This window comes from Rouxiella sp. S1S-2 (genome assembly GCF_009208105.1).
Lineage (GTDB): Bacteria > Pseudomonadota > Gammaproteobacteria > Enterobacterales > Enterobacteriaceae > Rouxiella.
Window position 1 is genome coordinate 4275230 of the sequence record NZ_WFKL01000001.1, and the last position, 24461, is coordinate 4299690.

At 49.7% G+C, this 24461-nt stretch carries 26 protein-coding genes and 1 tRNA gene; 17 read left to right on the plus strand and 10 right to left on the minus strand.

Features of this window, described 5'->3' with window-relative positions; translation table 11 throughout:
* Positions 1–27: 27 nt before the first annotated feature.
* The 3 genes from GA565_RS19570 to GA565_RS19580 all read left to right on the plus strand — a co-directional run bounded on the left by GA565_RS19570 (position 28) and on the right by GA565_RS19580 (position 3095).
* Positions 28–1089 (plus strand): ABC transporter permease, encoded by a 1062-nt coding sequence (locus GA565_RS19570; protein WP_193311938.1) that lies wholly within the window; start codon positions 28–30, stop codon positions 1087–1089.
* A 55-nt stretch (positions 1090–1144) separates the two neighbouring features.
* Complete coding sequence (locus tag GA565_RS19575; RefSeq protein WP_152200228.1) at positions 1145–2098, plus strand: D-ribose ABC transporter substrate-binding protein; 954 nt, start codon at positions 1145–1147, stop codon at positions 2096–2098.
* 130 nt (positions 2099–2228) lie between these two features.
* Positions 2229–3095 (plus strand): DeoR/GlpR family DNA-binding transcription regulator, encoded by an 867-nt coding sequence (locus tag GA565_RS19580; protein ID WP_152200230.1) that lies wholly within the window; start codon positions 2229–2231, stop codon positions 3093–3095.
* Positions 3096–3135: 40 nt separating this feature from the next.
* On the opposite strand, the gene GA565_RS19585 is transcribed toward GA565_RS19580, so the two are convergent.
* From GA565_RS19585 to GA565_RS19600, 4 genes are all read right to left on the minus strand, one after another.
* A complete protein-coding gene (locus GA565_RS19585; RefSeq protein ID WP_152200232.1) occupies positions 3136–4611 on the minus strand; it encodes a glucosyltransferase domain-containing protein in 1476 nt (491 codons plus the stop codon).
* Positions 4608–5525, minus strand: a complete 918-nt coding sequence (locus GA565_RS19590; protein WP_152200234.1) for a glycosyltransferase family 2 protein — start codon at positions 5523–5525, stop codon at positions 4608–4610. Before GA565_RS19590 ends, GA565_RS19585 begins: the two co-directional genes overlap by 4 nt.
* Positions 5491–5880, minus strand: coding sequence for a GtrA family protein (locus tag GA565_RS19595; protein WP_152200236.1), 390 nt, complete (start codon positions 5878–5880; stop codon positions 5491–5493). Before GA565_RS19595 ends, GA565_RS19590 begins: the two co-directional genes overlap by 35 nt.
* Positions 5881–6509: 629 nt before the next feature.
* The gene (locus tag GA565_RS19600) at positions 6510–6773 is read right to left on the minus strand and encodes a DUF2798 domain-containing protein (protein WP_226950998.1); all 264 of its coding nucleotides are present in this window, start codon (positions 6771–6773) and stop codon (positions 6510–6512) included.
* A 128-nt stretch (positions 6774–6901) separates the two neighbouring features.
* On the opposite strand from GA565_RS19600, the gene GA565_RS19605 reads away from it, so the two are divergent.
* From GA565_RS19605 to GA565_RS19615, 3 genes are all read left to right on the plus strand, one after another.
* Positions 6902–7804, plus strand: coding sequence for a LysR family transcriptional regulator (locus GA565_RS19605; RefSeq protein ID WP_152200237.1), 903 nt, complete (start codon positions 6902–6904; stop codon positions 7802–7804).
* A gap of 136 nt (positions 7805–7940) precedes the next feature.
* Complete coding sequence (tolA, locus tag GA565_RS19610; protein WP_193311939.1) at positions 7941–8453, plus strand: cell envelope integrity protein TolA; 513 nt, start codon at positions 7941–7943, stop codon at positions 8451–8453.
* Positions 8454–8615: 162 nt separating this feature from the next.
* Entirely contained in the window at positions 8616–8966 is a 351-nt protein-coding gene (locus GA565_RS19615; protein ID WP_152200241.1) for a DUF1304 domain-containing protein, read from the plus strand.
* 143 nt (positions 8967–9109) lie between these two features.
* Here GA565_RS19615 and GA565_RS19620 read toward each other — a convergent pair.
* Positions 9110–9186: transfer RNA gene (locus GA565_RS19620), tRNA-Arg, on the minus strand.
* Between the two features lie 479 nt (positions 9187–9665).
* Here GA565_RS19620 and folD point away from each other — a divergent pair.
* Positions 9666–10532, plus strand: a complete 867-nt coding sequence (gene folD / locus GA565_RS19625; protein WP_152200243.1) for a bifunctional methylenetetrahydrofolate dehydrogenase/methenyltetrahydrofolate cyclohydrolase FolD — start codon at positions 9666–9668, stop codon at positions 10530–10532.
* An 11-nt stretch (positions 10533–10543) separates the two neighbouring features.
* Positions 10544–10762, plus strand: a complete 219-nt coding sequence (gene ybcJ, locus GA565_RS19630) for a ribosome-associated protein YbcJ (RefSeq protein WP_009638470.1) — start codon at positions 10544–10546, stop codon at positions 10760–10762.
* Between the two features lie 88 nt (positions 10763–10850).
* Here the strand turns inward: ybcJ and cysS are convergent, their stop codons facing one another.
* Positions 10851–12239 carry a cysteine--tRNA ligase gene (cysS, locus tag GA565_RS19635; protein WP_152200245.1) on the minus strand — a complete coding sequence of 463 codons (1389 nt, stop codon included), beginning with the start codon at positions 12237–12239 and terminating at the stop codon, positions 10851–10853.
* Between the two features lie 303 nt (positions 12240–12542).
* On the opposite strand from cysS, the gene ppiB reads away from it, so the two are divergent.
* The 4 genes from ppiB to purK all read left to right on the plus strand — a co-directional run bounded on the left by ppiB (position 12543) and on the right by purK (position 15537).
* A complete protein-coding gene (ppiB, locus tag GA565_RS19640; protein ID WP_055776963.1) occupies positions 12543–13037 on the plus strand; it encodes a peptidylprolyl isomerase B in 495 nt (164 codons plus the stop codon).
* Positions 13038–13049: 12 nt separating this feature from the next.
* Positions 13050–13772 carry a UDP-2,3-diacylglucosamine diphosphatase gene (gene lpxH, locus GA565_RS19645; protein WP_152200246.1) on the plus strand — a complete coding sequence of 241 codons (723 nt, stop codon included), beginning with the start codon at positions 13050–13052 and terminating at the stop codon, positions 13770–13772.
* 194 nt (positions 13773–13966) lie between these two features.
* A complete protein-coding gene (gene purE, locus GA565_RS19650; protein WP_055776955.1) occupies positions 13967–14476 on the plus strand; it encodes a 5-(carboxyamino)imidazole ribonucleotide mutase in 510 nt (169 codons plus the stop codon).
* Positions 14473–15537 carry a 5-(carboxyamino)imidazole ribonucleotide synthase gene (gene purK, locus GA565_RS19655; protein WP_152200248.1) on the plus strand — a complete coding sequence of 355 codons (1065 nt, stop codon included), beginning with the start codon at positions 14473–14475 and terminating at the stop codon, positions 15535–15537. Before purE ends, purK begins: the two co-directional genes overlap by 4 nt.
* Before the next feature lie 73 nt (positions 15538–15610).
* Here purK and ybbP read toward each other — a convergent pair whose 3' ends face one another.
* Positions 15611–18043 carry a putative ABC transporter permease subunit YbbP gene (gene ybbP, locus GA565_RS19660; RefSeq protein WP_152200249.1) on the minus strand — a complete coding sequence of 811 codons (2433 nt, stop codon included), beginning with the start codon at positions 18041–18043 and terminating at the stop codon, positions 15611–15613.
* The gene (ybbA, locus tag GA565_RS19665; protein WP_152200251.1) at positions 18040–18726 is read right to left on the minus strand and encodes a putative ABC transporter ATP-binding protein YbbA; all 687 of its coding nucleotides are present in this window, start codon (positions 18724–18726) and stop codon (positions 18040–18042) included. Before ybbA ends, ybbP begins: the two co-directional genes overlap by 4 nt.
* Here ybbA and tesA point away from each other — a divergent pair.
* The 5 genes from tesA to GA565_RS19690 all read left to right on the plus strand — a co-directional run bounded on the left by tesA (position 18694) and on the right by GA565_RS19690 (position 22732).
* Positions 18694–19341 (plus strand): multifunctional acyl-CoA thioesterase I/protease I/lysophospholipase L1, encoded by a 648-nt coding sequence (gene tesA, locus GA565_RS19670; RefSeq protein ID WP_055778198.1) that lies wholly within the window; start codon positions 18694–18696, stop codon positions 19339–19341. The two genes, ybbA and tesA, sit on opposite strands and share 33 nt — an antisense overlap.
* Before the next feature lie 35 nt (positions 19342–19376).
* Positions 19377–20153, plus strand: a complete 777-nt coding sequence (locus tag GA565_RS19675; RefSeq protein ID WP_152200253.1) for an SDR family oxidoreductase — start codon at positions 19377–19379, stop codon at positions 20151–20153.
* 73 nt (positions 20154–20226) lie between these two features.
* The gene (locus GA565_RS19680) at positions 20227–21084 is read left to right on the plus strand and encodes a co-chaperone YbbN (protein WP_152200255.1); all 858 of its coding nucleotides are present in this window, start codon (positions 20227–20229) and stop codon (positions 21082–21084) included.
* Between the two features lie 287 nt (positions 21085–21371).
* Positions 21372–22280 carry an SPFH domain-containing protein gene (locus GA565_RS19685; RefSeq protein WP_055776938.1) on the plus strand — a complete coding sequence of 303 codons (909 nt, stop codon included), beginning with the start codon at positions 21372–21374 and terminating at the stop codon, positions 22278–22280.
* Positions 22280–22732, plus strand: coding sequence for an NfeD family protein (locus GA565_RS19690; RefSeq protein ID WP_152200256.1), 453 nt, complete (start codon positions 22280–22282; stop codon positions 22730–22732). The genes GA565_RS19685 and GA565_RS19690 overlap by 1 nt, the downstream gene beginning before the upstream one ends.
* Positions 22733–22809: 77 nt before the next feature.
* Here the strand turns inward: GA565_RS19690 and GA565_RS19695 are convergent, their stop codons facing one another.
* Both GA565_RS19695 and cueR read right to left on the minus strand, forming a co-directional pair.
* Positions 22810–23817: an alpha/beta hydrolase gene (locus tag GA565_RS19695; protein ID WP_152200258.1), complete on the minus strand. Its 1008-nt coding sequence runs from the start codon at positions 23815–23817 to the stop codon at positions 22810–22812.
* Positions 23818–24002: 185 nt separating this feature from the next.
* Entirely contained in the window at positions 24003–24401 is a 399-nt protein-coding gene (gene cueR, locus GA565_RS19700; RefSeq protein ID WP_152200260.1) for a Cu(I)-responsive transcriptional regulator, read from the minus strand.
* Positions 24402–24461 lie beyond the last annotated feature (60 nt).

Below are 24461 nucleotides of genomic sequence, written 5' to 3' on the forward strand. Positions count from 1 at the left end.
CTCACCCAATATGGGAAACGAATTATCATGAACGACAGAACCCATGCTTTAAGCACCCCGCATGCGCCGGCGGTGAAAAAAAAGGCCAATTCGCGCGGCTTTAGTCTGGCCAAGCTGCTGCTTGAGGGGCGGGCATTTTTTGCCCTGCTGCTGATTATTGTGGTTTTCTCATTCTTGTCGCCGAACTATTTTGAGTCCGCCAATTTCCTGACCATGGCGTCTCACGTTGCTATCTTCGGCCTGCCCGCGATTGGCATGCTGCTGGTTATCCTCAACGGCGGCATCGACCTGTCGGTTGGCTCAACGCTTGGCCTGACTGGCGTGTTCGCCGGCTTTCTGATGCAGGGCGTCAACCTGCAAGCCTTTGGCGTCATTCTTTACTTCCCGGTGTGGGCGGTGGTGATTTTGACCCTCGCACTGGGCGCCATCGTCGGGCTTATCAACGGCGTACTGATCGCCATTTTCCGCGTGCCGGCCTTCGTCGCCACCCTCGGCTCTTTGTATGTTGCCCGCGGCATCGCCCTGCTGATGACCAATGGTCTGACCTACAACAAGCTCTCGGGTGAAGCCGCGCTGGGCAATACCGGTTTCGACTGGCTCGGATTTAACCGCATCTTTACTATCCCGATTGGCGTCTTGACGCTGTTAGTCATTGCCCTGGCCTGCGGATTTTTACTCAGCCGTACAGCGTTTGGCCGCTGGCTGTATGCCTCCGGTGGCAATGAACGCGCCGCCGACCTCTCTGGCGTACCGGTTAAAAAAGTCAAAATTGCCGTTTATGTCCTTTCCGGCGTCTGCGCGGCTATTGCAGGACTGGTGCTCTCTTCTCAGCTGACCTCGGCTGGACCAACGGCAGGCACGACCTATGAACTGACCGCCATCGCCGCCGTGGTTATCGGTGGTGCGGCTCTGACCGGCGGTCGCGGCAACGTTCGCGGTACGCTGCTGGGCGCGTTTGTCATCGGTTTTCTTTCTGATGGATTGGTGATCATCGGCGTTTCAGCCTATTGGCAAACCGTGTTCACCGGTGCAGTTATTGTACTGGCCGTACTGCTTAACACCCTGCAATACGGGCGACGCAGCAAGTAGTCTGTGGTTGATAAAAAAAGAAAAACTCTACCCCTACAACACTGGAGTATCCAACATGTTCCATAACAGCAAACGTTTCATCATGATTGCCGCCGTCGCCGCCATGACGGTGTTCTCTACCCCGTCGTGGGCGGCTAAAGGGCTGATGACGATTATCGTCAACGACCCGTCCAACCCTTACTGGTACACAGAAGGTCAGGTTGCCAAAGCACAGGCCGAGAAATTGGGCTATTCCGCCACGGTCAGCGCCCATAAAGGCGATACCAACACCGAAAGCCAGCTGATTGATACGGCGATCACCAACAAATCTAAAGCGATTATTCTTGACCCGGCCAATGCCGACGGCTCCGTCGGTTCAGTTAAAAAAGCCATTGCTGCCGGTATCCCGGTATTTGTGATTAACGCCGAGCTTAACCAAAGCGGGCTGGCAAAAGCCCAGCTGGTTTCAAACAATGCGCAAGGTGCAGCACTGGGTGCCATGCAGTGGGTTAAAGCAGTAGGTGATTCTGGCAATTATGTAGAACTGCTCGGTTCTCAGTCCGACAACAACGCGGCAACTCGCGCCAACGGTTACGACACGGTACTGTCGCAGTATCCTGACCTGAAACAGGTCGCGAAAGATGTCGCCAACTGGGACCGCACTCAAGGTTACAACAAAATGCAGTCAATGCTGCAGGCTCACCCGGATATCAAAGGGGTTATCAGCGGTAATGATGAAATGGCACTGGGCGCTATCGCCGCGCTGAAAGAGGCCGGTAAACTGGATCAGGTTAAAGTGGGCGCTTTTGATGGTTCACCTGATGCGGTTGACGCCGTCAAAGCCGGCACGCTGGCCTATACGGTGATGCAGCCTGTGGCGGTGTTTGCTGCAAAAGCCATTGATGAAGCCGATACCTTTTTGAAAACTGGTAAAACCGGCGCGGCTCAGGAAAAGCAACTGTTTGACTGCGTGCTGATCACTAAAGAAAACGCGGCGAAATATACCTCACCGTTTGTACTGTCAGAATAATTTACACCTAACCGAAACGCTGATTTGCCAAACCGGGAAATCAGCGTTGTAATAGGCCGTTTTGCAACAGGACACCCCAACTGGTGAGTTAAATGATGGGGTTACGATAATTCGTCTTTTGGATATCACTATGGCCCAGGCACCACAAAATAATGCTGTTGACGTTTTTATGGCAGAAGCCCTGCCAAGCGACAGCCGTCAGGCACGGCAACTTGCGCGTCGTCAGCTTATTGTTGAAGCGGTGATGGCAGAAAGCGCCATGCGCATTGAAGACATCACCGAGCGTTTCAGTATCAGCCTGATGACCGCGCACCGTGATATTGATGAACTGGTCGAGCGCGGCCTGCTGAGAAAATCGCGCGGCGTCGTCTCAGCCACACCCACGAGCCTGATTGAATCCAGCGACGTCTATCGCTCCACCCGCCAGCTTGAAGAAAAATGCGCGCTCGCCGAGGTTGCCGCAGGCTATCTTGAACCCGGACAGGCAATATTTTTTGATGATTCCACCACCGTTTTGCAAATGGCCCGCTTTCTGCCTTCCAAAGCACCACTCACCGTTATCACCAACTCACTGACCGTGATGACCGAACTAAAGGAGATGCGCGACATCACGTTGATGGGCCTTGGCGGTCAGTTTTATAACTGGTGTAATGCCTTTATGGGCCAGATGACTCGCAATGAAATCAATAACCTGCGAGCAGACATGTTTTTTGTCAGCATGTCGGCCATTATTGACGACCGGGTATTTCACCAGTCGGCCGAAATGGTTGAAACCAAACGTGCCATGTTTGATTCCGCCCAAAAGCGCATTTTACTGGTTGATCACACGAAATTCGAACGCCGCGCCCTGCACAGTTTTGCTCACCTTTCGGAATTTGACGTGGTCATCGTCAATCAGGGCACACCGCTGCCGATTATTCAGCGCATGAAGGATAAAAACATCAACGTAGTGGTCGCCCCGATGAAACCGCAATCGGTGCAGCATGCAAACCTTTAGCGCCGCCCAAGTCATATTCATGGGCGGCAATCAGTCACCGCTAACGGTTTCTTAAATCAATCTTGAAGTCTTCGTTTTCTGTGTTGTCACTCCCCAACTTAACAATCACGATACCGTCAGTGAGTGCAACTGAGCCGCTGGATGGCCAAGTGCTCATGCTCTTGGAATAAGCCACTAATTCACTGACTTTATCATCAGGTGGTTGCGTAAAGTTGGCAAGGTTAATGACTTTCAAGTAGTTAAGGATGCGATATCTTTTGCCTTCAAAGAATGAGAAACCGAACGCATCAGAGTTTTCTATTTTCCAGACATTCTGAGGCGTGAAAGTTCCTGTAAAGAATACCGGGGTTTTGGTTTCGTCAAAGCCGTCGACCTTTTCATGTATTCTGCTAACAATCTCTTGAGCTACGTAGGAATCCGCTTCACGCGCCGCGTAATCGCTGTAGAAAAGTTTACTGGAAAAGAGACAGGCGAAGAACAGTATCACGACAGAGAAGATGATTCCGACGTCACGTTTTTGCGTGGCGAAAATGACAAAGGTAATTAACCCAGCAAAGACCATCGGTGCTTCAATTAACGTTCGTGGTGGAAGGTTAGAGCCAATACCTATATTTATTGCAAATACGGAAATTAATGCCAAGAAGCCACAAAGGAAGATCTCGAGTCTTTTTCTCTTGAACGCAATGATCAGTATTGCCAACAGTGCAGGCAAGACGAATGAGAAATGCTTCATCCCATAAGGCGCAAAGATAAATGAGGTGTATTTTATGACACTGCCAAAACCAAACTTAATTCCGTGGGCAACACCCAAATTCCAGCCGATAAAATCAGCTAAATACGGGGACTGACTGACCCCAAAAGCCTTCATCACGAGAATAAGAATAATTTTGTAAACAATGTAGGAAGCGATGAGCAGGGCTAAGAGTCGAATCAAACTCTTAATTGAATTACCAAGACTGGTTTTATATTCAGGCTCATTGCGGAAGTAGTCAAACATCTCTTTTAACAGGAAAATAGTTATTGGTGTAACGATTGACGATTGGTAAATAGAGATGGCAAATGCGTTGGCTAACACGAAAATGATACTATTTTTCAGCGACTTCTCGGCAAAAAACAAAATTGACACAGTGGTCAAAAAGACTGAAATTCCGTAGGTGTCAGCCTGGTTACCAAATTCAAGCTGGAACGCCGCCTGTGGCATACCAACGAGCAAAATCGAGAAAATAACCGAATGGACCAAGTCCAGCTTAAGATACTTGCAGATAAATATATTGGATAACGCCAGGAAAATGATACCTGTCGTTATTGAAAAGAAAGGTAGCCAGGGCTCAGGTAAAACGTACATATGCAGAAGAGTGTGGCCCCACCTCCCCAATGAAAGAGTATGCAATGAATTATTCATATACTCTTCGTCGACCGAAAGGGTAAAGTGACTTATTTCAAATCCATAGACAAATAAGTAAGCCACTAACGACGTAATAAATACATAAGCGCTATTGTCTTTTAACCTGATCATTTCTTATCTCTCAATATAAATTTCGGCCTGTTTTTAACTTCATTGTAAATTCTGCCAATATATTCACCCAAGATGCCAATCCCAATTAACTGCACCCCGCCCAAGAACAGTACAGATACGAGAAGTGAGGGATATCCTCTCACCGGGTTGCCATAAAACAACGTGGTTAAAATAATCCACATGCCAAATAAAAAAGCAAAACTTGAAATGAGAACGCCAATATACATCCATATTCTAAGGGGAAACGTTGAAAAACTCGTTATCCCTTCAACAGCAAGATTCCAAAGCTTCCAGCCGTTGAATTTTGTTCCGCCGACAACACGCGCTTTTCTCTTATACTCGACGATTGCTGTCTCACCCCCTACCCATGAAAGGATCCCCTTCATAAACAGATTTTTCTCAGGTAAAAGTTTAATATGTTCAACAACAGAGCGTGAAATCAATCTAAAATCACCGACATTTTCTTCAATTTGTGGATTACTAATTTTGTTATGTAAGGTGTAAAACCACTCTGCCGTTTTTCTTTTAAGCAGGCTGTCGCTGGTACGGTCCATTCTTTTAGCAAGCACAATGTCAGCTCCCTGCTCCCACTTTTCAATCAGTAATGGAACGACTTCGATAGGATCCTGTAGATCGACGTCAATAGGGATTACTGCATCACCGGTCGCTTTTTCCAGACCGCAGAAAAGTGCAGGCTCTTTGCCAAAGTTACGAGTAAAGGAAAAAACGTTGACCAGAGGATCGGCTGTTTCAAGCATATTTAGGATGTTTTCAGTCGAGTCTGTGCTTCCATCATTGATGAACACCAACTCAACCTCATATTTTTTTAAAGCCTCCAGCTCCCTTACTGTCTTGTAGAAAATAGGTATCGCTTCTTCTTCATTTAATACGGGGATGACTAACGATATTTTCATCTTTTTTCCTAAATACAACTAATTTTGAGAATAAAAACCCGAAAATCAAACTCACCAAGGAGAACTCTACAAGCGTTATTATTGGATTGATGTGTAATTTGTCCGAGATCCATCCGCACAGTGCGCTGAGCACGCCCATAAACGCAACAAAGATTATGTAGCCTTTTGACGTGGCTTTTTGTTCAAAAGTGAATTTTGAATTAGCAAAGAACGAGAATGTCACAGAGACAATAAATGCAATGATATTGCTTACAGCCTGTGTTTGACCGAAATAGTAAAGTAACGAAAATATAACCCAATGTATTACCGTGTTAAAAACACCAACGCCAACATAACGTATAAATAACGCAAACATAGACCTTCCCCTAACCTTTGATTTACTCCATTGCAACTGGCTTGCGGTAGGTAACCGCGCTCTGTTGCGCCTATGGCCACGACCTTTCCACCGTTGATGGAAATGACCCGGTACTGAAGTAAGTTATAGGTAAAAACAAACGCAGAAAAATGCACGGATAATGTATTTTTTTTGTGAGGGTTAAGATTATGACGGTAAAGCCCCCGCAGTCAAGAACACCTACCAAATTGACTAGCAAGATATTTTTTAGTGGAGGAAGGGTTAGGAATCTGCTTAGAAAGATCAACGTAAAAGTAAAAAACAGCAGAGATATGCCATTTTAAATTAATACTTTATAAATTCTGTGAGGTGAAACGGTTCAATGTGACCTGACTGTCGCAATTCAAAAGACCCAGTGGATGACATTACCTAAAATCCTCGACAGTTTCTCATTAATTAATTTCAACAGGTAATTAATTAACGAGGCCTGATTTTTGCTTAAAAAATCCCTATAACATCTTGTTCCTATGATAATTAGTGCATTTTCGTCCTATTTAAATCAAGCAGAAGCCCCGAATAGGGGCTTCACTGTATCTTCCAGCTCATTCAGGGGAAGAGTCCAGAAATTGTCCGCAGCTTAACGCCCTACTTTAATGCCCTTGCACGGTCCACCCTATCAGCCATGCAACAATGGGACGCACGACAAGCACACAAAAGAATGCTGAAGGCATGGCCACTTGATATGCATTCATCACATTTCTCATGTAATGCTCATCTATTCCAAATTCGGCTAAAGTGATCACCAGGCACATAAGAAACGCCATGATAGTTGCCATATACAGAGCAAAAATATAAGGAGAGACGTGCTTTGGGAAACGAAATTTTGCCGTTTTATTGAAAATTCTTTGCATCATTGATCGGTCCTATTCAACTATGATTGAAAAAACAGCGACTAACCTAACAAGTCAATCAAGACGTCGGTAGTGTCGCTATGCTTTAATCACTATTAAGTAATAATTACGAATCGACCATTGAGGATGTGATGGACATTTTGGGGCTGATCAAGACCTATATTCGTGTCGTTGAGAACGGCAGTATTGCAGCAGCAGCCCGGGCACAGGGTATGAGCCCTGCGGCGGTTAGCCAGAGTATTTCTCGTCTTGAGACACATTTGGGCGTGCGCCTGCTTTCACGCACCACACGCAGCATGACGCTTACCGACAGCGGCACCCGTTATTTTGAAAAAGTGCGCCATATACCTCAGGATATTGATCTCGCCTCACAGGCCGCCGCCCTTGAAACCAAGCCCCACGGGCGACTTTGCGTTGCCACTACGGCGGCGTTTGGCAGACACGTGCTCGCACCGCATATGCCAGCCTTTAAAGATGCCTATCCGAACATTGAAATCGAAATAATCAGCACGGATCGCAACGTTGATCATCGACTGGAGTCTGTCGATATCAGCATTCGCATAGAGGCACAGTTAAACGATCAGCTTATTGCCCGCCGCATCGCCTCACTTCCTTTCGTGTTTTGCGCGGCGCCTGATTATCTTGAACGCGCTGGCATACCCAACACCCCCGATTGCCTAAGTAATCACGCCTGTCTGGTGTTTCGCTATCCAACGGATGGCCGTTTTCTTCCCTGGTCCTTCATGCTTAATGGCACACGCTTTGACGCTAAAATGAATCCCGGATTCGTCAGTGATGACATCGATATTATTACGCAAATAGCGCTAAACGGAGGAGGTATCGCCCGACTTGCGAGCTTTATAGCGCAGCCCCTGATCGACAGCGGTAAACTGATCCCCTTGTTTAATTCGAATACTGACGATACCGCTTGTGCCGAAGCTTTACCGATGAATATCTATGCCTGCGTCACCGAACGTTCGGCTCTAAACGCCAAGGTCAGAGCATTTATTGAATTTCTTGAGGATAAGATTTGAAAAAGTGGGCATAAAATGATGGGCAACTTACTTGAGTATCATTGTCGCAAAGGAGTCAATAATAGGTTGATTGATTTCATAAGATATTATGAAACTAAATTCATCCATTGAGTACACAACATCACAGGGACGTTTGATGAAAATAAATATTGTTATAGCTCTCGCTTCAACGACTGCACTCATTGGCTGTGAAACGCGCACTACCGTGCCGACATCGTTAAATCAATCGGCAAATTCAACGCCAGCATCACCGGCTGAAAATGAAGCAATAGCTCAAATGTTCAGTGACTATTCCAAAAAGATTTCATCCTCCACTCAATCAACTAAAATGACTCCGCAAACAAAGCAAGATGAAGCGAGCATGATAAGCCAGCAATCGTCTGATTATACAATAGGCATAGCTAGGGCTATACAAGCAAAATTCACAGATGCATCACTCTATCCGGGAAAGCGATGCTCGCTTAAAATTGGTTTGTCGCCCGAAGGTGCAGTGCCAGGGGTGAAAACCATGAGTGGAGTTTTAGCTTTCTGTAATGCAGCGACTAACGCTGTTAAAACGGCTAAGTTACCTAAATTCCCTAACGCCGCCGTATATGAAAATTTCAAAAGTTTCGCGATGGATTTCAATTTTGTAAACAACAAAAAATAATTATTCATTGACTCGCCGCCATTAATATTTCCTGAAATAAGTAATCTGATCATAGGCAGAATTCAGCCCCTCTGCCTCGCAAGGGTAATACTCTGGAATGGCAGAAATTTAGCTGACACATATACTTGCATCAAACCGTTTTTCACGTCGATGAGGTCCAATATGTTATCAAGCATTCTCATAGTGATGGTCGCGATTATTCATGTCTATATCCTCATCCTTGAAATGTTTCTCTGGGACACCCGCGTAGGCCGCAAAGCGTTTAAGCTCAGCACCGATTTCTCTGCTGCAACAAAAGTGTTGGCAGGGAATCAGGGCCTCTACAATGGATTTTTAGCGGCGGGGCTGTTTTATGGCGTGTGGTTAGGTGAAAGCGGATTTCAGTTTAAGATATTCTTTCTAAGCTGCGTGCTCATCGCCGGTATCTATGGGGCCATCACCGCCACCAGGAAAATACTTTATGTTCAGGCGTTGCCTGCATTAATTGCGATTGCAGCTCTGCTTCTTCAATAAGTTGATTTACGGGTAGGAATAACGGATCTCAGTTTTTATGGGTTGAGACAGACGCTGACTCACTTTTAGGTGATGACGACACAAATACGACACAAGGGGAAAATCAGGCGGGGTTGCGTATAGCGTAACTCATTGAATCTTAATGGTACGCCCTACAGGGCTCGAACCTGTGACCTACGGCTTAGAAGGCCGTTGCTCTATCCAACTGAGCTAAGGGCGCATTAAACTGCTAAAAGGCAGTACAGCGGACTCGGATTATACGGGCCACCGGTGTCGAGTCAATGGCTTTCGCGCTTACTGCTTAATGCCTGAGCAATTTAGCCGTAATTTATCTCTAAATGACAGCTGATCCACCTGAAATTAAATAAATTTCAATATGAAAGCGCTCAGCGTCATGAATTTTCGCTTACTGATTATTAGCACTATCCGCACCCACATGGCCGGCACCGACAGTGCCAACTTTACGTGTCATAACTGCGTTTCCTTATTTGCTCTGCGAAAATCGCAGGCTCATATGCATTAGTAATAAAATGATTAACTCACCGGCCTGTCAGGCATTTTTAGGGTTTAGTGTTAAAAATACCAGCTACCTGACTATTATCTGTTCAGCTTATTGCCATTCAGCGCCTGACAGCAGCCGCATGTTCTGACAAAATAGGCGCATCCCCCGCATTTTTTAAAAGATGGATTTCTCCCCAGATGGCAGCAAAGATTATTGACGGTAAAACGATTGCGCAGCAGGTCAGAAGCGAAGTCGGTGAAAAAGTAAAGCAACGCCTCGCGCAGGGTAAACGCGCACCTGGACTGGCTGTCGTGCTGGTCGGCGAAAACCCAGCATCACAAATTTATGTTGCCAGCAAACGCAAAGCCTGTGATGAGGTTGGTTTTCTTTCCCGTTCATACGATTTGCCTGCGACCACCACTGAAGGTGAACTGCTGGCGCTGATCGACCAACTGAATAACGACGACGCAATCGATGGCATTCTGGTGCAGCTTCCCCTGCCCGCCGGTATCGATAACGTAAAAGTACTCGAAAATATTCATCCGGACAAAGACGTAGACGGTTTTCATCCTTACAACGTCGGGCGTCTGTGCCAACGTGCGCCAAAGCTGCGCCCTTGCACACCGCGCGGCATTGTGACGCTGCTGGAGCGTTATAATATCGACACCTTCGGCCTGAATGCCGTGGTCATTGGTGCATCTAACATTGTGGGCCGTCCGATGAGCATGGAACTGCTGTTAGCCGGTTGCACCACGACCGTCACGCACCGCTTCACCAAAAATCTGCGTCACCACGTCGAGAACGCTGATTTGGTGGTAGTCGCGGTCGGTAAACCGGGCTTTATTCCAGGGGAATGGATCAAACCGGGTGCTATCGTGATTGATGTCGGTATTAACCGTCTGGAAAGTGGTAAAGTAGTCGGCGATGTGGAATTTGAAGCGGCCTCTGAACGCGCATCTTTCATTACGCCGGTTCCAGGTGGCGTTGGTCCTATGACTGTTGCTACACTTATTCAAAATACCTTGCAGGCTTGCGAGGAATATCACGACGTGAATACTCACTAAGACAGGATGGCATGGAAACTTTTTTTCTCGAATCTCACCCGCACGTTGAACTCTGCGATCTGCTCAAATTTATGGGCTGGTGTGAGAGCGGCGCAGCAGCTAAAGCGGTGATTGCCGAAGGTCAGGTTAAGGTCAACGGGAAGGTCGAAACCCGCAAACGTTGCAAAATTCTGGCCGATCAGCAGGTTGAATTCGCCAGTAGCAAAATGGTGGTTAAAGCCTCCGCGTAATCAGCCCAGTTGATAACGCAAAAAACGGCGGTTAAGCAATTAACCGCCGTTTTTTTATGGGGAAAAACCGAACTGTAAATCTGTAGATTTATTTACGACGCCAGGTGGTGCCCGCGGCCCCATCTTCCAGCACGATACCCATCTCGTTTAAACGGTCGCGAGCTTGGTCGGCCATGGCCCAATTTTTACTGGCACGCGCGTCGTTACGCTGTTTGATCAACGCTTCAATTTCAGTCACTTCGCCATTGCCGTCAGCCTGCGCTCCGGACTGCAGGAACTGCTCCGGATCTTGTGTCAACAGCCCCAAAACGCCCGCCAAACGACGTAATTCAGCCGCCAAGCCGTTGGCCGCGGCCGGATTTTCAGCCTTCAGGCGATTAATATCGCGCGCCATGTCAAACAGCACCGAGTAGGCTTCCGGCGTGTTGAAATCATCATCCATTGCGGCACGAAAACGCGCTTCAAAGGCTTCGCCGCCTGCCGGCAAGGCGCTCGCATCGGTTCCACGCAGTGCAGTGTAAAGACGCTCCATTGAAGTACGTGCCAGTTTTAGATTTTCTTCGCTGTAGTTTAACTGACTGCGATAGTGGCCCGACATCAGGAAATAACGCACGCTTTCGGCGTCGTAGTATTTCAGCACGTCGCGAACGGTGAAAAAGTTATCCAGCGATTTAGACATTTTTTCGCGGTCAATCATTACCATACCCGAGTGCATCCAGGTATTGACGTAAGGACCATCGTGCGCACAGCTTGACTGGGCAATTTCATTTTCATGGTGCGGGAACATCAGATCAGAGCCACCGCCGTGAATATCAAAATGCGAACCCAGTTGTTTGCAGTTCATAGCCGAACACTCAATATGCCAACCTGGACGACCGTTACCCCAAGGCGAATTCCAGCTTGGTTCGCCCTCTTTGGACATTTTCCACAGCACGAAATCCATCGGATTACGTTTTACATCGGCCACTTCAACGCGTGCACCGGCCTGAAGTTGGTCGAGATCCTGACGAGACAGCAATCCGTATTCAGGATCGCTCGCCACCGAAAACATCACGTCTCCATTGATGGCCACGTAGGCGTGATCTCGGTCAATCAAACGCTGGACGATCTCAATGATCTCGGGAATATGGTGAGTCGCGCGCGGCTCCAGATCCGGAGGCAGGATCCCTAATGCGTCGAAATCGGCGTGCATTTCAGCGATCATCCGGTGGGTGAGATCGTTAAAACCCTCGCCATTATCGGCAGCACGTTTAATAATTTTATCGTCAATGTCGGTGATATTACGCACGTATTTCAGCGCATAGCCTGAATAACGTAAATAACGCGCCACGACGTCAAAAGAAACAAAAGTACGCCCATGTCCAATGTGACAGAGGTCGTAAACGGTAATCCCACACACGTACATACCGATTTTTCCGGCATGAATTGGTTTAAATTCCTCTTTTTGGCGACTCAGGGTGTTAAAAATCTTCAGCATCGAGCTATTCCAATTGTGTTGTGGGTAATTATGGTGTGATTCAATGGCAAATAGTTACACGTATACCGCTCATAATATAACGAAAAGCCCGCTGCTGAAACGTTATAAGCCGCGCGATACGCATATTAGCCACGTCAATATTGTTATAATATAACAATTAAACCGTCTATGTGTTCGTCATTCTGTCTTAAATGGCCCTCTTAAACACAAGGGGCTGACGGCTACTTTTGAGTTATGGTATAAGAAAAGGCTATAGTACTGCCTCATCAATGAGTAAACACTAACAAAAGCAGGATGATTATTATGGTCACTTTTCACACCAATCACGGCGACATCGTTATCAACACCTTTGCTGACAAAGCGCCAGTCACCGTTGAAAACTTCCTGAACTATTGCCGTAAAGGTTTCTACGACAACACTATTTTCCACCGTGTGATTAACGGTTTCATGATCCAGGGCGGCGGTTTTGAGCCTGGTATGAACCAGAAAAACACCGATGCACCTATCAAGAACGAAGCGAACAACGGTCTGAAAAACACCCGCGGCACGCTGGCAATGGCGCGTACCAACGATCCACATTCCGCCACCGCACAGTTTTTCATCAACGTGACTGATAATGATTTCCTGAACTTCAGCGGTCAAAACGCTCAGGGCTGGGGCTACTGCGTATTTGCAGAAGTGACCGGCGGTCTGGACGTTGTTGAAAAAATCAAATCAGTTAAAACGGGCCGCAGCGGCATGCACCAGGACGTACCAGTAGAAGACGTAATCATCAAAAGCGTTACCGTTAGCGAATAACGCGACGCAGGAATGACAACGTTTTTTATCGCAGATATCCATCTTTGCGTACAGGAACCGGCAATTACTGCCGGTTTTCTGCGTTTTTTGCGCGAAGATGCGCCACAGGCCGAAGCGCTCTACATTCTAGGTGACCTGTTTGAAGCCTGGATCGGTGACGATGATCCCCAACCGTTGCATGCAGAAATCGCCAGTGCTCTCAATGCGTTGCATCAACAGGGCGTTCCCTGCTTTTTTATTCACGGTAATCGGGATTTTTTGCTGGGTCGGCGTTTTGCCCGCGACAGCCTGATGACGTTATTGCCGGAAAAGAAGGTGCTGGAACTTTATGGGCGTCGAGTGCTGATTTTACACGGCGATACCCTGTGCATTGACGACGTGAGCTATCAAAAGTTTCGCAAAAAAGTGCATAACCCTCTTATTCAAAAACTTTTCCTCATGCTTCCGCTCAAATGGCGACTGCAGATTGCCGCCAAAATGCGTGCCGGAAGCAAGGCGTCAAACAGCCATAAAGATCTGACAATTATGGATGTTAATCAGCACGCGGTGGTGCAAGAAATGCAGACTCACGGCGTTGAGTGGATGATCCACGGCCATACTCATCGACCGGCCATTCACAACGTTGAACTTGGCGAAACGTTAGGTCACCGCGCCGTGCTCGGGGCCTGGCACGAGGAAGGCTCCGTGGTGAAAGTGACCGCCGATGGCGTAGAGCTTATTACCTTCCCGTTTTAAGCAATACCATTAATCAAGGAATTTATTTCCCCTTGATTACATTGAGTGATTGCTGAATCTTCGCCAGATTCCGGCGACGCAACCGTTTTCCTTGCGGTTTTGCCGTGCTATTATTTGCGCCCTCTCGGTCAGGTAAACATTTTGTTTGTACCGCCACCTGACAACGCTTGCATAATCACAGGAGCTTTACAGGCATGACATCCAACGTTACCCCGGCAAAAATCGCTATCGTCATGGGGTCTAAAAGTGACTGGGCTACCATGCAGTTCGCTGCAGACGTCCTCACAACGCTGAATATCCCTTTTCATGTCGAGGTAGTCTCCGCTCATCGCACGCCGGACAAACTGTTCAGCTTTGCCGAGCAAGCGTCTGAAAATGGACTGGATGTGATCATCGCGGGTGCCGGTGGTGCTGCGCATCTGCCGGGTATGATCGCGGCGAAAACACTGGTTCCTGTGCTGGGCGTGCCGGTACAAAGCGCCGCTCTGAGCGGCGTTGACAGTCTTTATTCCATCGTACAAATGCCGCGCGGTATTCCGGTGGGTACGCTGGCTATAGGTAAAGCGGGCGCAGCGAATGCAGCCCTGCTCGCCGCACAAATTTTAGCTTTGCATGACAGCCGCATTGCGGGTGCATTAGCCACCTGGCGCAAAGAACAAACTGACGAAGTCCTGAATAATCCCGACCCGCGGGAGGAAGCATGAAGCCGGTCTGCGTACTCGGAAACGGTCAGTTAGGCCGCATGCTGCGTCAGGCAGGAGAACCCTTGGGCATCGCCGTTTATCCGGTGGGTATCGACGCCGAACCTGAAGCTGTTCCTTTTCAAAATAGCGTGATCACCGCTGAAGTTGAGCGCTGGCCAGAAACTGCGTTAACTCGTGAGTTGGCAAGCCATACCGGCTTTGTGAATCGTGATATTTTCCCACGTCTGGCCGACCGACTGACCCAAAAGCAGCTGCTTGACCAATTAGGTTTAGCTACCGCTCCGTGGCAGTTGCTGGCCGATACCGCAGAATGGGCGGATATTTATGCCCGCCTGGGTGAGCTGGCGATCGTTAAACGTCGCGTTGGCGGCTATGACGGCCGTGGACAGTGGCGTTTCCGTCAGGGTGAAGAAGCTACTCTGCCACAGGATTGCTACGGTGAGTGTATCGTCGAGCAGGGTATTAATTTCTCTGGTGAAGTCTCACTGGTTGGCGCGCGCGGGCACGATGGGAAGACGGTATTTTATCCCTTGACCCACAATCTGCATCAGGACGGTATCTTACGCACCAGCGTGGCCTTACCGACGCCGAATACCGCGCAACAGCAGCAGGCTGAGTCTATGCTGTCAGCCATTATGAACGAGCTGGGCTATGTTGGCGTGATGGCGATGGAATGTTTTATTGTTCCTGAAGGCTTGTTGATTAACGAGCTGGCACCGCGCGTGCACAATAGCGGCCACTGGACGCAAAATGGCGCATCCATCAGCCAGTTTGAACTGCATCTGCGGGCGATTCTCGCGCTGCCCTTACCAACGCCGGTTGTCAGTACGCCATCTGTGATGGTGAACCTGATTGGTACCGATGTAAACACTGCCTGGCTGAGTCAACCGCTGGTGCATCTGCACTGGTATGACAAAGAAGTGCGCACCGGTCGCAAAGTTGGGCACCTTAACCTCAACGACGCAAGTCCTCTGCTGCTCAAAGATAATCTGCAGGCGCTTGTTCCTTTGCTGCCAGCGGAATATGCCAGCGGAATAGCCTGGGCGTTAGAGAAGCTTTAGTCATATTCTGCCTCTTTCAAGCTGCAGATGCGTTAGCTACCTGCAGCTTGAAATCTATTAGTTAATACCATCATTAACCTTGATAACTGCGAAACAGCGCCTTGCCTCGTAACAACCGAACGCCTAACCAACTGCCGCACAGCGACAGCAACACAGCGCTGGTGATGGGCACCGACCACCATAACACCATGTTTGGCTGCCAAGGGAAATCGAATACTTTACGCTGCAGCAGCCAAAGCGCCGCTTCTGCCCCCACTGCAGCAGCAATGCCCGCGACCAATCCCAGCACCGCAAACTCACACCACAGCGTGCTGCGCAGCAGTTTTTTACTGGCACCTAGCGTGCGATAAACGACCAATTCCTGCCGACGCTGGCGCATACCTACCTGAATTTGAGCCAGTAATAGCAAACCGCCGCAGAGAATAACCAGTATTACCATCACTTCCAGCGCACGGCTCACCTGTTGAAGCACGTCACCGATTTGGCGCAAAATAGTGCCAATATCCAACAGGCTAAGGGTTGGGAACTGACGGTTTAACTCAACCAGCATGGGCCCACTTTGCTGATAGTGGAAGCTTGTCAGCCAGCTTTGCGGCTGTGCATCGAGCGCCCCTGGCGGGAAAATAAAGTAAAAGTTGGGTCGTAGGCTGTCCCAATCGACTTTGCGCATACTGGTAACCTTGGCGCTGAAATCCTGCGTGTCGCCGCTAAACGTCACAGTATCACCAAGTTTAATGCCCAACCTTTCAGCAATACCCTGATCGATCGATACCTCGCCGACCTTCGGCGATCCACTGCCTTCAATAACCTGATTGTGCGTGGGCAATCCCTGCATCCAGGTCAGATTAAGTTCACGGTCGATGGCTTCACGGCCTGAATCACCCGGTTTAATCAGGCTAGTGGCGTCCTGCTGATTAATTTTGGTCAGCCTGACGCGCACGATAGGATAGAAAGTATCGGGCTCAACCTTATGCTGGCGTAGAAAATCGGTGACCTGCGGTACTTGCTCCTTGGTGATATTGAGCAAGAAATAGTTCGGACTGTCAGGGGGAAGTTGTTGCTGCCACTGACTGAGTAAGTCACCACGCAGCACCAACAGCAGGGCCAAAAGCATAAATGACATCGAAAACGCGGCCAGTTGGCTAAGCGTAACCCACGGCTGTCGAAGCAGGCGATTAATGGCTAAACGCAATCCCAGATGACTCACGGTCAGGCGGCGCAGCAGCAGTAGGCTCAACCAGCCAATGCCACCCAGTAACAGTGAAAGCACGACAATACCGCCGAGCAGCGCCCACAGCAGAGCGCTGTTGCCCACTAATGCCACCAGTAATCCGACGACCACCAGGGTAATTACCGGCAAGAAATAGCGTAACGGCCAAACATTGGCAACCACATCTTGGCGAAGTACGCGCAGCGGTAACGTAGCAACCAACTGACGATAGGGCCGTAGACCCACCAGCAGCGAAATGACCACCAGTGCCCCCATCGACCATACCCATGGCCACAGGCCCGCCGTTGGCAATTTGCCCGGCAGAACCGGCGCAAGCATTTTCATCAGCAGGGCTTCAAATCCGAGCCCGATAAAACTGCCCGCCACAGCAGCAAGTAAAAGCACCGCCACCCATTGGCCGATAATCAGTTTTTGCAGTGCCCGACGCCCTGCCCCCAACGTTTTCAGCACCGCCACCAAATCGTAGCGACTGCGGCAATAGTGGCTCATCGACACCGCCACGGCGGCAATAGACAGCATGAGCGTCAACAGGGCCGAAAGCGTTAAAAATTGCTGTGAACGCTGCAGTGAACGGCTGAGCGCACCGTCGGACTCTTCCATACCGTACCAGCGCTGGTCCGGACGCAGCAGACCTTTCACTGCCTGACCATAGGTCTGGATACTTTGTGCTGAACCGGCAAACATGTAGCGATACGTTATGCGGCTACCGGGCTGGACAGCACCGGTTTTCGGCACGTCGTCCAGATTCATGATAATTCTGGGTGCCGTCTCAAACGGGTTAAAACCCGAATCAGGCTCTTGATTTATAACGGCTGCGATACGTAGCGTAGTATCGCCCACGTCGAGGTTGTCCCCCACTTTCAGGTTAAGCAGCGCCAAAAGTCGAGGCGCGACCAGCACCGTACCTGGCTGCGGTTTCATGCCCGCCGGCTGGGTGTCGAGATTGCCATAAAGGGGGTACGCCAAGTCAGTAGCCTTCACCGACGCCAGCTGCGGCGTATTACCGGCAAAGGTCATAGTCATAAACGACAGCTGGCGGCTGACTTTTAAACCCTGCTGCTGCGCATCGGCGATCCAGGCCTCAGTGATCGGCCGCGCAGACTGCAGCACACGGTCACCGGCAATAAAGTCGCGGCTTTGCTCACTGAGACCTTTATCCATTCGGTCGCTGATGCTGCCCAGCGCCAGCACGCAGGCCACGGCGAGCGTCAGGGAAAGCCAAACAATCAGCAGCGACGGTGAACGCCACTCACGCCAGAACCAACGCCAAATCATGCATCCTCCCACAGTTTTCCGTCACGCAGCCGCAGTCGCCTTTGACAACGCGCGGCCAATTGTTCGTCATGGGTCACCAGAATCAGCGTCGTATGATTATCACGATTAAACGAAAACAGCAGATCGGCAATGCGTTCACCGGTCTGACGGTCAAGATTACCGGTAGGTTCATCGGCAAACAGCAGTTTCGGTTTACCGATAAACGCGCGCGCCAACGCAACCCGCTGCTGCTCACCGCCGGAAAGTTGGGCCGGTAAATGGTGCAGGCGCTTGCCTAGCCCAAGCTGGTTCAGTAATTGCACCGCCTGCTCCCGGCTGCTGGCATCGGTTTCACCGCGCAGTAAGGCAGGCAGCTGAACGTTCTCTAAGGCATTCAGAGTTGGCACCAACATAAATGACTGAAACACAAAGCCAACATTTTTGGCCCGCAGCGCGGCTCGTCCCTCCTCATTTAGCGAGGTAAGCGGTTTACCCAGTAGCGTAACGTCGCCGCTGCTGCCGTCGTCCAACCCGGCAAGAATGCCCAGTAATGTTGATTTCCCCGAACCCGACTCGCCGATCAGCGCAATAGTTTGAGCGGGTTTGACAACCAGCTCAACACCGGACAGGATGGATAACTCATGTTCCCCCTGACCGACGTGTTTACTAAGATGATGAACTTCAAGTACGTTTTCCGCTGGCATCTTCCCTTCCTTCTGTTGATGGGAATGTTAAGTTTTCGCGCCGTTGCTGCTGATACGCTGCTGATTGTAGGCGATAGTTTAAGTGCGGTTTACCGTTTACCGGCAAACACCTCGTGGCCCACGCTGCTCAACGAGCAGTGGAAAAAGCGTGGCGGTATGCCTGACATAGTTAATGCAAGCATCAGCGGTGATACCTCCGCGCAGGGTCTGGCTCGTCTGCCGGGGCTGCTTGAGCAGCATCATCCACGCTGGGTATTGATTGAGCTGGGCGCCAATGACGGCCTGCGCGGTTTCGCTCCGCCCACCATCAGTCAGACGCTGAATCAAATCGTGACGCGGGTTAAACAGTCCAACGCCGAACCGCTTTTGATGCAAATACGCCTGCCGCCCAATTATGGTAAACGCTATAACGATGCGTTTTACGCGATTTATCCCGCGCTTGCGAAACAGGCGGATATTCCGTTAGTGCCTTTCTTTATGGAACAGGTAGCGATTAAACCGGAATGGATGCAGGATGACGGGCTTCACCCGAATCAAGCGGCTCAGAATTTTATTGCCGACTGGATGTCCGGCAAACTGGCACCTTTGGTTGCTCCATCAATGAGTAAACCATAATCTTCAAATATTAGGGGCCTTCAACAGGTAAAGTTATGCAAAAAGCCGTATTGATTACCGGTTGCTCCAGTGGAATTGGCCTGGTCGCTGCTCAGGATCTCAGAAATCGCGGTTATCGCGTGTTGGCGGCCTGTCGGAAAACACAGGATATCGACAACCTTCGTCAGCTGGGCTTTGAAACCATCGCGCTGGATTTAGACGATAGAAATAGCGTCGCGCAGGCCGCAGCCAACGTGATTGAACTCACCGAAAACCGACTGTATGGATTATTTAATAACGCCGGATATGGCGTTTATGGTCCTCTGCATTCCGTTAGCCGTGAGCAGTTTGAACAGCAATTTTCGACCAATCTCTTTGGCACTCATCAGCTAACCCAGCTGCTGCTGCCTGCAATGTTGCCGCACGGCGAAGGGCGGATTATTCAGACTAGCTCAGTCATGGGACTAATAACTACGCCCAATCGCGGCGTCTATGCTGCCAGCAAGTTTGCGCTCGAAGCGTGGTCCGATACGCTGCGAATGGAGCTGCACGGCAGCGGAATTCAGGTCAGCCTGATTGAACCGGGCCCGCTGCACAGCAACTTTACTCAGAACGTCAGGCAGACGCAGTCTGATAAACCGGTGGTTAACCCGAGTCTGGCAGAACGATTTACTCTCACTTCTGACGCCGTTTTGCCAAAATTGCGCCATGCTTTAGAGAGTCCGCGTGCCCGATTACGGTATCCGGTGACCTTAATGGCCCACGCAATCCCGGTGTTGAAACGCCTGCTCCCCAGCCGTCTGCTGGATAGGCTGCTCAGAGGCAATAGTTAAAATTTTCGCTTGAAGGAGAATAAATTGCCCCCATATATTCTCCAAACGGAACGGACGAGAGAGAAAAGAATTCATGCTTGCACAACCTTTATCGATTGATATCAACGAATCTAACCTGCATCAGACGCTGGACCAGTCAATGACGGTCCCGGTCATGTTTTATTTCTGGTCTGAACGCAGCCAGCACTGTCTGGTACTCGGTCCAATCCTTGATAAACTGGCGGCAGAATATGCGGGACAGTTTGTTCTGGCAAAAGTGGACTGCGACGCACAGCAGGCCATCGCCTCTCAGTTTGGCTTACGCTCTATTCCTGCGGTTTATTTATTCCAGGAAGGCCAACCGGTTGATGGTTTCCAGGGTCCGCAGCCGGAAGAAGTGATCCGCGAACTGCTCAGCAAAGTATTGCCTAAAGAAGAAGAACTTAAAGCCGCTCAGGCCGCCGAACTGATGCAGGAGGGCAAGGTCATTGAAGCCCTGCCACTGCTTAAAGACGCCTGGAACCTCAGTAATCAACGCAGCGACATTGGCCTGAGCCTGGCTGAGGCACAAATTTTGCTTAACCGCAGCGAGGATGCAGAAGCGGTGCTGGCAACGATTCCGCTGCAGGACCGCGATACCCGTTATCAGGGCCTGGTTGCGCAAATCGACCTGCTGAAACAGGCGGCCGATACCCCTGAAATTCAGCTGTTGCAGCAGCAAATTGAACAAGATCCGCAAAACGTCGAGCTGGCGGTGCAGCTGTCACTGCAGTTACACCAGGTGGGCCGCAATGAAGAGGCGCTGGAGCTGCTGCTTGGCCATCTGAAAAAAGATTTAGCCGCTGGAAACGGTACTGCGCGTAAAACGCTGATGGACATTTTAGCCGCGCTTGGCACGGGTGACGCCTTAGCCGCTAAATATCGTCGCCAGCTCTACTCGCTGCTTTACTAATATATTTTCTGCTTTACTCAAAATAGAGCTTGATGACGCACTCGCCGTTACCCAGCCCTACTGTCTACACCTGATATTGACTCAATACACGCTGTTTTCCTCTCTCTCGAAAACAGCGTGTCGTTTCTGCGAGACGTCTCCAGCAAATCAATTTGTCTCTGAACTATTCTTAAGTTACGCCCCTCTGTTCTAAATATGCGATGATTTAACCGCTGCGGTGGCTTGCCCGTAGCACAGGGAACGGTTTTACCGAATTTTCGGGACATATCATTACAGGAGTTTTAACCATGCTGACTTTTATACCCGTTGTGGTCGTATTAGCGCTGATCGTGGTATTTGCTGGCGTCAAAATCGTGCCTCAGGGCTTTCAATGGACCGTCGAACGTTTTGGCCGCTATACCAAAACGCTGATGCCTGGTCTGAATCTGGTGGTGCCTTTTATGGACCGCGTAGGCCGCAAAATAAACATGATGGAACAGGTGCTGGATATCCCCTCTCAGGAGATAATCTCGCGCGATAATGCCAACGTTGCCATCGATGCAGTGTGCTTTATTCAGGTCATCGACCCGGCCCGCGCCGCCTATGAGGTAAGCAATCTCGAACAGGCGATCATGAACCTCACCATGACCAACTTCCGCACCGTTCTGGGTTCAATGGAGCTAGATGAGATGCTCTCCCAGCGCGATAATATTAACGCGCGCCTGCTGCACATTGTCGATGAAGCCACCAATCCGTGGGGGGTAAAAATCACCCGTATTGAAATTCGCGATGTGCGCCCACCGGCCGAGCTTATTTCTGCCATGAATGCGCAGATGAAAGCAGAAAGAACGAAACGCGCCGACATTCTTGAAGCCGAAGGGGTGCGCCAGTCTGCGATCCTTCGCGCCGAGGGTGAAAAGCAATCGCAAATACTCAAGGCTGAAGGCGAGCGCCAATCAACATTTTTGCAGGCAGAAGCACGTGAACGTAGCGCCGAAGCCGAGGCGAAGGCAACACAGGTAGTGTCTGCGGCTATTGCCGCCGGTGACGTGCAGGCTATCAACTATTTTATTGCACAGAAATATACTGAAGCGCTGACCAAAATAGGCTCGGCCAATAACAGTAAAGTCATCATGATGCCGTTGGATGCGACCAGCCTGATGGGCTCGATTGGCGGTATTGCTGAACTATTGAAAGAAACTAAAGGCGGAAAATAATGCTGCAGCAGTTGATGGCAAGTCCACATCTGTTTTGGCTGTCACTCGGTGGGCTGTTGCTGGCCGCCGAGCTGCTGGGTGCCAGCGGTTATCTGCTGTGGAGCGGTGTGGCCGCTGCACTGGTAGGTTTACTGGTTTGGGTAGTGCCGCTTTCATGGGAGTGGCAAGGCGTAGCTTTTGCCGTGCTGACCATTGTCGCTGCGCTACTGTGGGCCAATTGGCTAAAACGTAAGCCTGATGACACCACTGCAAACGAAAGTTTGAATCAGCGCGGTAGACAAATGGTTGGACTGCATGGGCATTTGCTCGAGCAACCCGAAAATGGCTATAGTCGGATCCGCATCGGTGACAGCACCTGGCGAGTCAGCTGCGCAGAAACGTTGAACGCCGGAGAAGAGGTCACCGTCACCGGCGTTGAGGGCAACACACTGCGGGTGGTCCGCTACCCTTAAGGATCCAGGGGCGCTATTTATGGATAACGACAGGCACAGTGTCTGCCGTTATTCACTCCCGACCGACTCAAATTTTTCTATTTATACAGCGTTTCTTTCAGGAACTGCGCAGCCTGCGCGGTGGCGGCTTCTGCAGCAGGTGTCGCAGCCAGAGCATTTAACATGACAAAGTCATGAATGGTGCCAGCATAGCGGGTGGCAGTGACTCGCACACCGGCCTGAGTCAGTTTACGCGCATAGGCTTCACCTTCATCGCGCAGCACGTCGTTTTCATCGGTTATGACCAACGCCTGAGGCAGATTTTTGAGCTGTTCAATCGAGGCATTTAACGGCGAGATGTGCGGATCGGCACGTTTGGCTACGTCTGGCTCATATTGATTCCAGAACCATTTCATCCCTTCACGCGTCAACCACGGCCCTTCTGCGAACTGATTATAAGAACCGTTGTTGAAATCAGCCGAGGTCACCGGATAAAACAGCAATTGTGATTTAATGGCCGGCGTTTTTCTTTCTTTAGCCAACAAGGTTACCACCGCCGCCATATTACCCCCGACACTGTCACCGGCAACCGCCAGTTGAGACGCGTCAATGTTGAACTCATCGGCATGCTCGGCAACATATTTTGTCACGGCATAATCTTCTTCAATCGCAACAGGATAGCGGTTTTCCGGTGAGCGATCATAATCGACAAATACCAGAACAGCACGACTGCCTACGGCCAACTCACGGACTAAACGATCGTGGGTATTTTTATCTCCCATTACCCAACCGGCTCCGTGGAAGTAGACAATAACCGGCAGTTTTCCTGTCATTCCTTGCGGACGAATGACTCGAATCGACGTGTGGCCTTTAGGCCCGACCGGCAGCACTTTGTCTTGAATTTCAACGTTCAACAAATGTGCTGGATGAGCCTGAGCGCCTTCTAATACCTTACGCGCCTGCGCTGGTGTCAATTTATAAATTGGCGTGGAGCCAGCAAGAGAATCTACAAAGCTTTGGGTGGCGGGTTCCAACACCGGTGCGGCGAAGGCACTGGCAGAAATCAGCGACATGGCAAGAGCTGCGGAAGTCAACGTCGTCTTCATGATAATTCCTTCTAAGGTTTTAAATGGGGTATGGGGTGTTTTTTTGTTGTGATAATTAATAGCGCACAACTTAAATATATGCAATTAAATTGCGCGCTATATAAATACACAAACTATTAAATTTAGAAGAATGACGGACTAATTATCTGAAAATTATGAACTTTATTTACGCTGCAACCTGAAAACTATTTTTTACAGCACCCGCTCAAATTATCGATGATTGGGCAAAATGCCCCTTCATCCCCGGGACAAGACTCAGCAAGCAGCAGTAATCTCTGATGCATTTCTTTAAGTTCTTCGATGTGCCTTCCAATCTCGTCCGCTTTTTCTAGCGTTCGAGCTTTCACATCAGCACTGTGTCGCTGCGGGTCATTGAACAATGCCACCAGCTCCTGGCACTCTTCAAGATTAAACCCTACCTGTCTCGCCTGACGTAAAAGTGTGAGTTCTTCAATCTGTTTGGGGGCATAGCTGCGGTAGCCATTTTCGCTGCGCATGGGCGCTGTAACCAGGCCTTTCTCCTCATAAAAACGGATCGCTTTACTGGTTAAACCGGTTTTTTTTGCCACATCGCTAATATTCATTTTGTCCCCTTGACCTTCCCCTTGCTGGGAGGTTTATTAATGCCACAGCCACTTATGTGA